Origin of the sequence: Leyella stercorea DSM 18206 (genome assembly GCF_000235885.1) — a bacterium.
Lineage (GTDB): Bacteria > Bacteroidota > Bacteroidia > Bacteroidales > Bacteroidaceae > Prevotella > Prevotella stercorea.
Map to the genome: position 1 here is coordinate 8,529 of NZ_JH379380.1, position 14,345 is coordinate 22,873.

General features: G+C 49.8%; 13 protein-coding genes. All 13 read left to right on the forward strand.

All coding sequences use genetic code 11. The features are described 5' to 3' along the window. Positions 1-51 precede the first annotated feature (51 nt). The 13 genes from HMPREF0673_RS02830 (at position 52) to HMPREF0673_RS02885 (ending at position 14,330) form a co-directional block, all read left to right on the forward strand. On the forward strand, positions 52-1,332 hold the full coding sequence (locus HMPREF0673_RS02830) for a Na+/H+ antiporter NhaC family protein (RefSeq protein ID WP_040596276.1): 1,281 nt from the start codon (positions 52-54) through the stop codon (positions 1,330-1,332). 126 nt (positions 1,333-1,458) lie between these two features. Beyond that, positions 1,459-2,139, forward strand: a complete 681-nt coding sequence (locus HMPREF0673_RS02835) for a hypothetical protein (RefSeq protein ID WP_216589866.1) — start codon at positions 1,459-1,461, stop codon at positions 2,137-2,139. 151 nt (positions 2,140-2,290) lie between these two features. Next, on the forward strand, positions 2,291-3,694 hold the full coding sequence (locus HMPREF0673_RS02840) for an aminopeptidase P family protein (RefSeq protein WP_007897659.1): 1,404 nt from the start codon (positions 2,291-2,293) through the stop codon (positions 3,692-3,694). 49 nt (positions 3,695-3,743) lie between these two features. Beyond that, positions 3,744-4,973: a C1 family peptidase gene (locus HMPREF0673_RS02845; RefSeq protein WP_007897661.1), complete on the forward strand. Its 1,230-nt coding sequence runs from the start codon at positions 3,744-3,746 to the stop codon at positions 4,971-4,973. A 403-nt stretch (positions 4,974-5,376) separates the two neighbouring features. Then, on the forward strand, positions 5,377-7,101 hold the full coding sequence (recJ, locus tag HMPREF0673_RS02850) for a single-stranded-DNA-specific exonuclease RecJ (RefSeq protein ID WP_007897665.1): 1,725 nt from the start codon (positions 5,377-5,379) through the stop codon (positions 7,099-7,101). A 39-nt stretch (positions 7,102-7,140) separates the two neighbouring features. After that, positions 7,141-9,057, forward strand: coding sequence for a RecQ family ATP-dependent DNA helicase (locus HMPREF0673_RS02855; protein ID WP_007897667.1), 1,917 nt, complete (start codon positions 7,141-7,143; stop codon positions 9,055-9,057). A gap of 137 nt (positions 9,058-9,194) precedes the next feature. Then, positions 9,195-10,547, forward strand: a complete 1,353-nt coding sequence (gene ffh, locus HMPREF0673_RS02860) for a signal recognition particle protein (protein WP_007897669.1) — start codon at positions 9,195-9,197, stop codon at positions 10,545-10,547. Between the two features lie 12 nt (positions 10,548-10,559). Beyond that, positions 10,560-11,429 carry a bifunctional methylenetetrahydrofolate dehydrogenase/methenyltetrahydrofolate cyclohydrolase FolD gene (folD, locus tag HMPREF0673_RS02865; RefSeq protein WP_007897671.1) on the forward strand — a complete coding sequence of 290 codons (870 nt, stop codon included), beginning with the start codon at positions 10,560-10,562 and terminating at the stop codon, positions 11,427-11,429. A gap of 84 nt (positions 11,430-11,513) precedes the next feature. Then, entirely contained in the window at positions 11,514-11,693 is a 180-nt protein-coding gene (locus tag HMPREF0673_RS02870) for a tetratricopeptide repeat protein (protein ID WP_007897672.1), read from the forward strand. A gap of 19 nt (positions 11,694-11,712) precedes the next feature. After that, a complete protein-coding gene (locus HMPREF0673_RS13720) occupies positions 11,713-11,946 on the forward strand; it encodes a 4Fe-4S dicluster-binding protein (protein ID WP_007897673.1) in 234 nt (77 codons plus the stop codon). Between the two features lie 4 nt (positions 11,947-11,950). Further along, positions 11,951-13,030, forward strand: a complete 1,080-nt coding sequence (locus HMPREF0673_RS02875; protein WP_040596278.1) for a 3-methyl-2-oxobutanoate dehydrogenase subunit VorB — start codon at positions 11,951-11,953, stop codon at positions 13,028-13,030. Then, positions 13,027-13,791 (forward strand): thiamine pyrophosphate-dependent enzyme, encoded by a 765-nt coding sequence (locus HMPREF0673_RS02880; RefSeq protein WP_007897675.1) that lies wholly within the window; start codon positions 13,027-13,029, stop codon positions 13,789-13,791. Before HMPREF0673_RS02875 ends, HMPREF0673_RS02880 begins: the two co-directional genes overlap by 4 nt. Beyond that, the gene (locus HMPREF0673_RS02885; RefSeq protein WP_007897676.1) at positions 13,788-14,330 is read left to right on the forward strand and encodes a 2-oxoacid:acceptor oxidoreductase family protein; all 543 of its coding nucleotides are present in this window, start codon (positions 13,788-13,790) and stop codon (positions 14,328-14,330) included. Before HMPREF0673_RS02880 ends, HMPREF0673_RS02885 begins: the two co-directional genes overlap by 4 nt. Positions 14,331-14,345 lie beyond the last annotated feature (15 nt).

Here is a 14,345-nt window from a genome sequence, read left to right on the forward strand (position 1 = left end):
GGAGGTATGGGCATCTTGCCCATACCACGCAGACTAAAAAAAGATACAACTATGAACAATTTAAAAGGAGTTCTTGCGATAAGCCCTCTTTTGGTATTTATCACTCTATATCTTGTAACATCGATTATAGCGGGCGACTTCTATAAGGTGCCGATAAGCGTAGCGTTCATGATTTCGGGCATCTACGCTGTGACAATAGCAGGCGGCAAGAGTCTGCAAAAGAACGTAGCAGCCTTCAGTCGCGGAGCCAGTGCGCCAAACATCATGACGATGCTTTGGATATTCGTATTGGCAGGTGCCTTTGCCAACTCGGCAAAAGCCATCGGAGCTGTTGATGCCACCGTAAACACAATGCTCTCGCTACTGCCGAGCAACATGGTGCTGCCCGGGCTGTTCATTGCGACATGTTTCATAAGCCTGTCGATAGGCACAAGCGTAGGAACTATAGTAGCACTCGTGCCGATAGCATCCGGACTCGCCACCACAATGCAACTGGACGTGGCGTTAGTGACAGCTGTAGTAGTAGGCGGTGCGTTCTTCGGCGATAACCTCTCGTTCATATCCGACACCACCATTGCTGCTACGAGTACGCAAGGCTGCAAGATGAACGACAAGTTTCGCGTGAACTTCTTCATCACTCTCCCTGCAGCAATCCTCTCGCTTGCCATATACGTCTTCTTAGGACAAGAGATGTCGCCACTTGCCAATGTGCATGGCATCAATTACGTGAAGATACTACCATACCTCGCCGTTCTCTCTACAGCCATCGCCGGCATGAACGTAATGGCGGTGCTCACCATCGGACTAACAATAACCGGAGCAATCGGCATACTCGACGGAAGCTTCGACGTGTACGAGTGGTTCCACTCAATGGGCGACGGCATACTGTCGATGGGCGAACTGATCATAATAACAATGCTTGCCGGCGGCGTATTCGAGATAGTGCACAAGAAGGGCGGCATCGACTTCATCATCGCCAAGACAACATCGCACATCAAGGGCAAGCGCGGTGCAGAAGCTGTTATCGCCCTCATGGTGGCCATCGTAGACATTTGCACAGCCAACAACACCGTGGCTATTATCTCCACCGGAAATATAGCACGACGCATCAGCGAGCGCTTCGAGCTCGACAAGCGTAAGGTGGCAAGTCTGCTCGACACTTGCTCGTGCTGCGCGCAGGGCTTCATACCCTATGGCGCACAGATGCTTATGGCAGCCAGACTGACGCAGCTGAACCCCGTCAGAATAATGCCGTATCTGTTCTACCCCATGGCTCTGACGTTGTGTGTGGCTGTAGCTATCATCTTCCGTCTGCCGCGCAGATACTCATAACATCCGGCATTCAACATTAAACACTCAACACTCCACATTCAACATTCTATTATGGACATAATAAAGCGTAACTTTTTTCGTATTATTCAAAATAAGGTATTTGGGATGAGCGAAGACATTGAGCCCATGTCCAAATACAAATGGAACGTACTTGCCAAACTGGCAGAAACACACGGCTTGGGAGAGTACTTTGCAGACCGCGCTGACATACCAGCCGTGGGCGGACTACAGAACCTGCCTGATGCGGGCTTCTCACGAATGCAGAACCTGCTACTAAATAGTCGCTTGAAGAAGATACGTAAGTCGGAGCCGCTGAGCGACGACTCGTCGATAGAGACCCTCAACTTCCTTGACATCATCGTACAGACAACACAAACCATACTCACCAACGGTCTGCACTTCGCAAACATCGTGCGTATCGGTGCGTTTCTGCGTCACGATGGTGATAAAATCGACTTTATAAAGCTTGAAAACTGGCTCAATCGTCTACAGCTGACAAAGATTGCGCAGTTGGAGGCAAGCATTCTCATTAAGACATTGGGCTTTGAGAAGGACGAGATACCATTCATAAAAGACATTACGCCGAAAGCTTACGAGCTGGCACTCGAAGCTCTCGACGCACCCATCGTCATCAAACAAGACGAATGGCAGTTTCATCATTCCTCAGGCGTTTTCGTGTCGAACAACTCAAAAGCCATGAAGAAGACATTCCGCAACTACAAGAAGTATTTCTTCTATGCTCCGGTAGAGGTTATGAGTTGTTGTGTGCACCGATTTGAGAATAGCATTTCCACTCTCGAAGAATAAATACAACCAATCATAATATTCGCATATTTATTTCTTCTAATAGAAATCAAAACGAAACAATATCATAATAAAACATAAAATGGCGTTATCGTTTTGTTATGTCTTCAAATTAACGTAACTTTGTGCAAATAATAACAAAAAACAAGGTTATATGTTTGACAAAGCAACCTACGTTGGCCGTCGCGCCAAGCTCCGAGAGCTTATGAAAGACGGTATAATAATACTCTTCGGCAACAACGAGTCGCCATGTAACTACCCTTCAAATGGTTACTATCCATTCCGTCAAGACTCCTCATTTCTTTATTATTTCGGACTCAACCGAGACGGTCTTGTCGGTGTTATCGACCTCGATAACGGCACAGAGACACTCGTCGGCGACGATATCGACATTGAAGATATCGTGTGGTATGGCAGTGTTGACAGCGTGAAAGATATGGCAGAACGTGTCGGCGTGGCTAACACAGCCCCCATGAAATCGCTCAAGAGCATTTGCAACGAAGCAATGCGACAGAAACGCCGCATACACTTCCTTCCACCTTATCGCCACGACACTAAGATACAGATATTCGACTTGCTCGGCATACACCCCGTTCAGCAGAAGGAAGCGGCAAGCATCGAACTTATTCGTGCCGTTGTGAAGATGCGCTCTACCAAAGAACAGCAAGAGATAGAAGAACTTGAGCGTGCAGCAGTAATCGGCTACAAGATGCACACCACTGCCATGCGCCTTACAAAACCAGGCCTTACGGAGAAGTTCGTAGCCGGACAAGTAGACAGCATAGCCCTATCTTACGGAGCAATGACAAGCTTTGCCACCATCTTCAGCCAGCATGGCGAGATAATGCACGGCAACCCTTCGATGGCAAAACTTGAGAGCGGACGCCTCGTATTGTGCGATTGCGGAGCGGAGACAATCAATAATTATTGCTCAGACAACACACGCACATTCCCCGTCAACGGCAAGTTTACCGACCGCCAGCTTGAGATTTACTCTATCGTAGAAGCATGCCACGACCATGCACTCGACGTTGCCAAGCCCGGCGTTAAATATATGGACGTACACTTCTCAATATGCCGCCTGATGACCGAGCGTCTGAAGGAGCTCGGACTGATGAAGGGCGACGTAGACGAAGCCGTGGCAGCAGGTGCTCACGCCATGTTCCTGCCACACGGTCTGGGACATATGATGGGCATGGACGTGCACGACATGGAAGGTCTCGACCAGATAAACGTAGGCTTCGACGAAGAGACACGTCCGCGCCTCGACCAGTTCGGCACCAACTGCCTGCGCATGGGCCGCCGCTTAGAGGAGGGCTTCGTCGTGACCGACGAACCTGGCATATACTTCATCCCAGCACTCATCGACGACTGGAAGGCTTCAGGCCACTGCGCCGAGTTCCTCAACTTCGATAAAATTGAGACCTACAAGGACTTCGGAGGCATACGCATCGAAGACGACATACTCATCACAAAAGACGGATGTCGCTTCCTCGGCAAGGACAGAATACCCTACCACCCGAAGGATATCGAAGCATACATGGCAGAGAACAAATAGACATTGCTTAATAAACAACAATTAATTTAATAAATTACAACAAAATCACATGAAGAAAATCTTAACACTCGCACTTCTCGCTGTTTTTGCGATGAGCGCAAACGCAGCTAAGCCAAAGAAGGCTGCATCGAGCAACAAGCCTGTCTTCACGACAATCAAGGAGAATCCGATCACAAGTATCAAGGACCAGAATCGTAGCGGCACATGCTGGGACTACTCTACTCTCTCATACTTCGAGAGCGAGATTCTCAAGGCTACAGGCAAGACTTACGACCTCTGCGAGGCTTTCGTAGCTAACAAGACCTATATGGACCGCGCCGTTCAGGTTGTACGCCTCCACGGCGACTGCCAGTTCTCTCAGGGCGGTTCGGCTTACGACGTATTGCACGTACTGAAGAACCAGGGTATCTGCCCGGAGGACGCAATGCCGTTCCCAGGTTCACTCTACGGCGACTCGCTCAACAACTTCAACGAGTTCTTCGGCCAGCTTGAGCCGTACGTAGCAGGCATCGCTAAGAGCACAGCTAACAAGATCTCTTCGCAGTGGAAGGTGGGTCTCCAGGGCATCCTCGACGCTTACCTCGGCCAGTGTCCGGAGAAGTTCACATACGAAGGCAAGGAGTACACTCCGAAGTCATTCGCAGCAAGCCTCGGTTTGAACTTCGACGACTACGTAACAATCACAAGCTACTCACACCACCCGTACTACACACAGTACGCTGTTGAGGTGCAGGACAACTGGCGCAACCCGCTGTCATGGAACCTTCCGATGGAGGACATGGCACGCATCCTCGAGAACGCTGTCATGAACGGCTACACAGTAGCTTGGGGTGGCGACGTTAGCGAGCCGGGCTTCACACGCAAGGGTCTTGCTTACTTCGTAGATACAAAGAAGGCAGAGGGTCTCTCTGGCAGCGACATGGCTCGCTGGTTGAAGCTTTCTCCGGCAAAGCGCACAAACCTCATCGACTCACTCGGCTGCAAGGTGCCTGAGCTCGAGCCGACAGCAGAGCAGCGCCAGCAGCGCTTCGACAACTGGGAGCTCACCGACGACCACGGCATGCTTATCTTCGGTATTGCTAAGGACCAGCATGGCAAGGAGTACTACATGGTGAAGAACTCTTGGGGCGAGACAGGCGACTACAAGGGTATCTGGTACATGACAAAGAACTACATCGTAGCCAACACAATGGACTACATGGTTAACAAGAACGCTATCCCGGCTGACATCCTCCAGAAGATGATTGAGGCTAAGAAAAACCAGGGTATTGGCGATTAACTCCTTGGTAGTTAAGAGACAAAACCTCATTTTTGATATACAATACATAAAGACCGAGCAGGTGTACAACCACCTTGCTCTGTCTTTTTTTCGTACTTATGCAATCCGCGTCGGTCGATGCGGACGTCTGCGCCGGTCGATGCGGATGTCTGCGTCGGTCGATGCGGATGTCTGCGCCGGTCGATGCGGATGCTACACACACAACAAATAACCAACACACACAACGATAATATACTACAAAAATATAATAATTAGGTATAAAGAATTTAACCTGCCACTTAAAAACACAAAAAACACTCCTCTTATTCCATAGTTTTTTTGTAACTTTACACGCGTTTTACCTTAAACGCGCAGACACTCTGCACCCCACTCCTAAACCGAGAAAAAATAAAAACTATATATAATGTTATTCAAATGGAATTACAAGTCACCTGCGACAGAGGAGAAACAGGCGGCTGACGAACTGGGGGCGAAGCTGAATATCAGCCCGATACTCGCCCAGCTGCTCATGCGACGCGGCATAACAACAGAGTCAGCTGCCAAGCGATTCTTCCACCCGCAGCTGGCAGACCTCATCAACCCCTTCCTCATGAAGGACATGGACCTCGCCGTCGACCGCCTCAACGACGCGATGGGGCGCAAGGAGCGCATCCTTGTTTACGGCGACTACGACGTGGACGGATGCACAGCGGTAGCACTGGTGTACAAGTTCATACAACAGTTCTACTCGAACATAGAGTATTACATCCCCGACCGCTACGACGAAGGCTACGGCGTTAGCAAGAAAGGCATCGACTACGCCAAGGAGGCAGGCGTGAAACTCATCATCATTCTCGACTGTGGCATCAAAGCCGTTGAAGAGATTGCCTACGCCAAGTCGCTCGGCATCGACTTCATCATCTGCGACCATCACATGCCCGACGAGGAACTGCCGCCAGCAGTGGCTATCCTCAACCCGAAGCGACCAGATGACACCTACCCATTTAAGCATCTCTGCGGTTGTGGCGTAGGTTTCAAGCTGATGCAGGCGTTCGCCAAGAACAACGGCATACCCTTCGCCCGACTCATCCCGCTGCTCGACTTCTGTGCCGTGAGCATAGCTGCCGACATCGTGCCCGTCACCGAGGAGAACCGCATACTCGCCTACCACGGACTGAAAACGCTCAACCAGAACCCGAGCATCGGACTGAAGGCGATTATAGACATCTGCGGACTCGGAGGCAGAGACATATCCATGAGCGACATCGTGTTCAAGATAGGTCCGCGCATCAATGCGTCGGGACGTATGGAGAACGGACGCGAGAGCGTCGATTTGCTCGTAGAGAAAGACTTCTCGCATGCGCTTGCCAAGGCGAAGCACATCGACGAGTACAACGAACAGCGCAAGGACATCGACAAGCAGATGACAGAGGAGGCCAACAGCATCGTATCGAAACTGGAGAGTCAGCGCCACCGCTCGTCGATAGTACTCTACGACGAGAACTGGAAGAAGGGCGTTATCGGTATCGTGGCATCACGACTCACCGAAATCTACTTCCGACCGACCGTCGTACTGACACGCGATGGCGACTTCGCTACTGGTTCAGCGCGAAGCGTGACGGGCTTTGACGTGTACTCGGCTATAAAGAGCTGTCGTGACCTGCTCGTGAACTTCGGCGGACACACCTATGCTGCCGGACTAACGCTGCGATGGGACGACATACAGGAGTTCCGCAACCGCTTCCAACGCTATGTAGACGAGCACATACAGCCCGAACAGACAGAGGCAATACTCAACATAGATGCCGAAATCGACTTCCGCGACATCACGAAGAAACTGCACAACGACTTGAAGCGTTTCTCACCATTCGGACCAGGCAACACCAAGCCGCTCTTCTGCACAACCGATGTTTACGACTACGGCACAAGCAAGGTCGTGGGACGCGAGCAGGAACACATCAAACTGGAGCTTGTAGACTCCAAGTCGAGCAACATCGTGAACGGTATCGCATTCGGACAGAGTGCTTCAGCGCGTTACATTAAATCGAAACGTAGCTTCGACATAGCCTACACCATTGAGGACAACGTGTTCAAACGCAACATGGTGCAGCTACAGATTGAAGACATACGTGTGGCGGAGGAAGACTAACAACAAGAACAAACCGAGAAGCTTCAATCAAATAATAAAATGGGTTACGACGAAACATTATATCTCAAAATACTCAGAGACACTTGGGGCTACTCCGACTTCCGCGGCATACAGCGCGACATCATACGCAGCATTGCCGAGGGCAAGGACACGTTAGGACTGATGCCTACGGGCGGCGGCAAATCGCTCACATTCCAAGTGCCGGCTCTCGCCATGGAAGGTGTGTGCATTGTTATCACGCCGCTCATCGCACTGATGAAAGACCAGGTGGAGAACCTGCGCCGCCGCCAAGTGCTCGCTGCTGCCATATACTCGGGCATGAGCCGTCAGGAAATCGTCAAGACACTCGAGAACTGCGTGCTCGGCAACACGAAGATACTCTATGTGTCGCCGGAGCGCATCGGTTCGGAACTATTCCAAACCAAACTGGCGCATATAAAAGTGAGCTTCATAACCATTGACGAAGCCCACTGCATATCGCAATGGGGTTACGACTTCCGCCCGTCGTATCTGCACATAGCCGACATACGCCGCTTAAAGCCCGACGCTCCAATACTTGCGCTCACCGCAACAGCTACAAAGGACGTTATTGACGACATACAAGAGCAATTAGAATTCAAGGAGCGGAACGTGTTCCGCATGAGTTTCGAGCGCAAGAACCTCGCATACGTAGTGCGCACATCTGACAACAAACAGCAACAGTTAGTGCACATACTGAACTCAATAAACGGCAGTGCTATAGTCTATGTACGAAGTCGCAAACTAACGAAAGAGATATGCGAACTCTTGTTGAACAACAACATTAGCGCAACCTTTTATCACGCTGGTCTTGAGCACTCTACAAAAGACGAACGTCAGAAAAAATGGCACGACGACGAGGTGCGAGTAATGGTTGCGACAAACGCCTTCGGCATGGGTATCGACAAGCCCGACGTACGCGTTGTGATACACATTACTTGCCCCGATTCGATAGAGGCTTACTTTCAGGAAGCAGGCAGAGCCGGACGCGATGGAAAGAAGGCTTACGCCGTATTGCTCTACGACAAGAGCGACAAGGCAAAGCTTTTGAAACGTATCGCACAAGAATTCCCTAACAAGGAAGAAATTTGTCGCGTGTATGAGCACATTGCCTACTATCTGCAGATTGCTGCAGGTTCGGGTTATGGACGCACATTCCACTTCGAAGTAGAGAAGTTCAGCCTACTCTTCCATCACTACCCCGTAATCGTAAACTCAGCTCTAAAGATACTCTCAAGGGCGGGCTACATAGAATATAACATCGATCCCGACTCACGAACACGCGTAAAGTTCACACTCGAACGCGATCAGCTATACATGTTGCACGAAACAACGCCGAACGAGGAACTCGTGATAACAACACTACTGCGCGAATACAGCGGATTGTTCGTCGACTACCACTTCATAGAGCTCGCATTCATAGCACATGCAACGGGACTCACCCAACAACAAGTGTACTTGATTTTGACGAGTCTGAGCCAACGCCGAATACTGCATTTCATCCCCGAACGCTCTGTGCCATTGCTCACATACACACAAGACCGCGTATTGCCTGAGGAGATAGTTATTTCAGAATCTGTGTACGAAGAACGTAAAACACAGTTTGAGAAACGCATAAAAAGCATCATCGACTATGCACAGAACGATACCGTATGCCGTAGCAGGCAGCTGCTGCGCTACTTCGGCGAGACAGAAACCAACGACTGTCGCCAATGCGACGTGTGTTTGACACATCAAGACACATCACAATCATACAAAGATGCGTATAATCAAGCACTGAAAGCGATAAAAGATCTGCTCGCAGACGGCGAAAAGCACTCAATTACAGAGCTTAACGAAATAGTGCTAAACCAGGAAGCAAAAGATGAAGCTATGGAGTATCTCGTGAACGAAGAAGTGATAAAAGTAGAACTAAACAACATCTTCTTAAAAAAGTAACTTAAAATTAATTAAATAGATAAGTTTTTATTCCGAAACTCGTTATTTTTTGCTTACTTTTGCAAAACAAGCGACGTGTATAGAAACGCCCCACAAAGCGCACACATTAATTTTAATAAAAAGAAAAGAAAATAGATATGTTTGAAAATCTTAGTGACAGACTTGAACGCAGTTTCAAAATACTCAAAGGTGAAGGCAAGATTACCGAAATCAACGTTGCCGAAACCCTCAAAGACGTAAGACGCGCTCTGTTGGATGCCGACGTAAACTATAAAGTGGCTAAGACCTTCACCGACACGGTGAAGAAAAAAGCTCTCGGCATGAACGTACTCACAGCGGTGAAGCCAAGCCAGTTGATGGTAAAGATTGTACACGACGAACTCGCCGAACTCATGGGTGGCGAAGCTGCCGAGCTTAACCTGAACGGACGACCGTCAATAATCCTCATGAGCGGTCTGCAGGGCTCTGGTAAAACCACATTCTCGGGCAAGCTTGCTAATATGCTCAAGAACAAGCAGCACAAGAACCCGTTGCTCGTAGCCTGCGACGTATATCGTCCGGCAGCTATCGAACAGCTCAAGGTCGTTGGCGAGCAGATAGGCGTACCCGTATATTCTGAACCTGAGAGCAAGGACGTTGTAAGCATCGCAAACAACGCTATTCGCGAGGCAAAGGCCAAGAGCTACGACGTAGTAATCGTCGATACCGCAGGTCGTCTGGCAGTAGACGAGGAGATGATGAACGAGATTGAGACATTGAAGAACGCCATCAACCCGAACGAGACTCTCTTCGTTGTCGACTCGATGACCGGTCAAGACGCTGTCAACACAGCCAAGGAGTTTAACGACCGCCTCGACTTCGACGGTGTGGTTCTCACCAAGCTCGACGGCGACACACGCGGTGGTGCAGCACTCTCTATCCGCACCGTTGTCACTAAGCCAATCAAGTTCGTAGGTACCGGCGAGAAGATGGAAGCGATCGACGTGTTCCACCCGTCGCGTATGGCAGACCGTATCCTCGGCATGGGTGACATCGTGAGCCTTGTAGAACGTGCCCAGGAACAGTTCGACGAAGAAGAGGCACGCCGCCTGCAGAAGAAGATTCAGAAGAACAAGTTCGACTTCAACGACTTCCTCGGACAGATTGAGCAGATAAAGAAGATGGGTAATCTGAAGGATCTCGCAGCAATGATTCCGGGCGTAGGCAAGGCTATCAAGGACGTTGACATTGACGACAATGCATTCAAGGGCATTGAAGCAATCATAAAGAGTATGACTCCGAAGGAGCGTACGAACCCGGAAATCTTAAACCAGAGTCGCCGTATGCGTATCGCGAAAGGTAGCGGTACAAACATCCAGGAGGTGAACCGACTCATCAAGCAGTTCGACCAGACTCGCAAGATGATGAAGATGGTTACTGGTACAAATATGGCAAAAATGGCTGGCATGATGAGCAAGATGAAAGGCATGCCAGGTATGCCAAAGTTCTAAAAAAGAAGAGATATGCAACTGATTGACGGAAAAGCAACTGCTGAAGCTATTAAAGCAGAAATAGCAGAAGAGGTGAAGAGCATCATGGCTGCAGGTGGCAAGCAACCGCATCTTGCGGCAGTGCTTGTAGGTCACGATGGTGGCTCAGAGACTTACGTGAAGAACAAGGTCATTGCCTGCGAGAAGTGCGGCTTCAAGTCGACACTTATCCGCTACGAAGACGATGTCACCGAGGACGAACTGCTCGCATGTGTAGAACGTCTGAACAACGACAACGATGTAGACGGATTTATCGTGCAGTTGCCGCTTCCACGTCATATCGACGAGCAGAAGATAATCGAGGCTATCGACTACCGCAAGGACGTTGACGGCTTCCATCCTATAAACGTCGGACGCATGGCTATCGGTTTGCCATGCTTCATATCCGCTACTCCACTCGGTATAGTAACCCTGCTCAAACGCTACAACATAGAGACCTCGGGAAAGAAATGTGTTGTGCTCGGCAGAAGCAACATCGTAGGCAAGCCTATGGCACAGCTGATGATGCAGAAGCAATATGGCGATGCAACAGTTACGGTATGCCACTCGCACACCACCGACATCAAGAAAGAATGTCGCGAAGCCGACATCATCATAGCAGCAATCGGCAAACCCGACTTCGTAACAGCCGATATGGTGAAGGAAGGTGCTGTGGTAATTGACGTAGGTACGACTCGCGTTCCTGATGCAACACGCAAGAGCGGATTTCGCCTCAACGGCGACGTGAAGTTTGACGAAGTAGCTCCGAAGTGTTCGTTCATAACACCAGTACCAGGCGGCGTCGGACCGATGACAATCTGCTCGCTAATGAAGAATACGCTGCAGGCAGCGAAGGGATGGTAAAATGAAGACAAGCGTCAGCAGCTGGCATCACAGGTGCTGACAACTGTCAACACAACAACATAACACACCCCAACCTTAATAAGTATGACAGCAGAAGACTATTACAAGCTCGGCAACGAGTACAGACGTAAAGGCGATTGGAAGCATGCTATCGACAACTATCTCGAAGCAATAGCTCTCGACCCCGAGTCGCCTGCAGTGGAAGCAAAGCAAATGCTCGACGATATGTTCGCCTTCTACTGTAAAGATATGTATAACCCCTAACTCTAAACGATATATTACTATGGGAAAAATCAAAGGTGCTATCGTGGTTAACACCGACCGATGCAAAGGATGCTCTCTTTGTGTTGTAGCTTGCCCGAAAGATGTCATTGCTCTCACAGCAAAGGCAGTGAACGTGCATGGTTATCAATACGCCGAGGCTGTAAGACCTGACGATTGTATTGGTTGTGCATCGTGCGGAATTGTATGTCCAGACGGATGTATTAGTATTTACCGTAAAAAAATGGAGGATTAACACAATGGCAGAACAGGAAGTTAAACTTATGAAAGGCAACGAGGCTCTCGCCCACGCTGCCATCCGTTGTGGTTGTGATGGTTATTTCGGCTATCCTATTACTCCACAGACCGAAGTTATCGAAACACTCTCAGAACTTAAGCCTTGGGAGACCACAGGCATGGTAGTGCTTCAGGCAGAGAGTGAAGTTGCATCAATCAACATGCTTTACGGTGGCGGTGGCACCGGCAAACGCGTTATGACATCGTCGTCAAGTCCGGGCGTATCGCTCATGCAGGAGGGTATCTCTTATATGGCAGGCGCAGAAGTACCGGGTCTTATCGTCGACGTTCAGCGCGGCGGTCCTGGTCTTGGCACCATCCAACCTTCACAGAGCGACTATTTCCAGGCTACACGTGGCGGTGGCAATGGTGATTACTATATCCTCGTGCTCGCCCCGAACTCTGTTCAGGAGATGGCAGACTTTGTCGACCTCTCTTTTGAACTCGCTTTCAAGTATCGCATCCCTGCAATGATTCTCTCTGACGGTGTTATCGGTCAGATGATGGAGAAGGTAGTTCTTCCTCCATTCAAGCCACGCCGCACAAACGAAGAAATCATAAAGGAATGTCCGTGGGCAGCTACTGGTTGCAAGGGTCGTAAGCCCGTCGTTATCACATCTCTCGAGCTTAAGCCTGAGATTATGGAGCAGCGCAACCTGCAGCTTCAAGAGAAATACCGCAAGATTCGCGAGAATGAGGTTCGCTACGAGACCAAGTTCATGGACGACGCAGAATACATGATTGTTGCGTTCGGTTCGGCAGCGCGTATTGCAGAAAAGACTATCGAGCTTGCACGTGCAGAGGGCATCAAGGTCGGTTTGTTCCGTCCTATCACATTGTGGCCTTTCCCCGAAAAGGAGATTGCAGAGGCAGCTAAGAAGCTCAAGGGTATTCTCGTTGCAGAGATTAACGCCGGCATGATGATCGAGGACGTACGCCTCGCAGTAAACGGCACTGTACGTTGTGAGCACTACGGACGACTCGGCGGCATCGTTCCCGAGCCAGAGGAAATGGTTAAAGCTTTAAAGGAGAAATTTCTATGAACGATATAATATCACCGGAGAACCTGGTTTACAAAAAGCCTGAGCTTCTCAACGATACCCACATGCACTACTGCGCAGGTTGTTCGCATGGCGTAGTTCACAAACTTGTGGCTGAAGTTATCGAAGAAATGGGCATGCAGGAGAACGCCATCGGCGTAAGCCCGGTAGGCTGCTCTGTATTTGCCTACAACTATATCGACATCGACTGGCAGGAAGCAGCACACGGACGCGCTCCAGCTCTTGCTTCTGCCATCAAGCGTCTGTGGCCAGAGCGCCTTGTCTTCACCTATCAGGGCGACGGCGACATGGCTTGTATCGGAACAGCCGAGAGTATCCACGCACTGAACCGCGGTGAAAACATCACTCTCATATTCATCAACAATGCCATCTACGGTATGACTGGTGGACAGATGGCTCCGACAACGCTTATCGGTCAGAAGACATCTACATGTCCTTATGGTCGCGAACCGGCGCTGCATGGTTATCCACTCAACCTCTCAGAAATGGCTGTCACTCTACCGGGCACATGCTTCGTAACACGCCAGAGCGTAGAGAACGTAGCATCAATCCGTAAGGCAAAGGCTGCTATCAAGAAGGCATTCACAGCATCTATGGAGGGCAAGGGTTCATCACTCGTTGAGATTGTTGCTACATGCAACAGCGGATGGAAGTTGCCACCGGTGAAGGCCAACAAGTGGATGGAAGAGAATATGTTCAAACAATACCCGAAGGGTGACTTAAAAGACACGACAAACCTATGAAAGCAGAAATAATTATAGCAGGTTTCGGAGGACAGGGCGTGCTCTCAATGGGTAAGATTCTCGCCTACTCCGGTCTGATGGAGAACAAAGAAGTAACATGGATGCCGGCTTACGGTCCTGAGCAGCGTGGCGGTACAGCTAACGTGACAGTAATCGTGAGCGAAGAGCGCATCTCATCGCCTATCCTTAGCCAGTATGATGTGGCTATCGTACTTAACCAGCCATCGCTTGACAAGTTCGAGTCGAAGGTGAAGCCAGGCGGAATACTTATATATGACGGTTTCGGTATTATCAATCCACCGACACGTAAGGACATCAATGTCTATCGTATCGACGCTATGGATAAGGCTGCCGAATTGAAGAACTCAAAGGTGTTCAACATGATTGTACTCGGCGGCCTGCTAAAGGTTTGCCCGATTGTGAGCACCGACGGCCTCAACAAGGCTCTTTACAAGACACTTCCCGAGCGTCACCACGGTCTTATTCCTCTGAACATGGAGGCAGTAGAGGCTGGCGGACAGATTATCGAGAAGGTTTAAAATCGGAAAACTTAT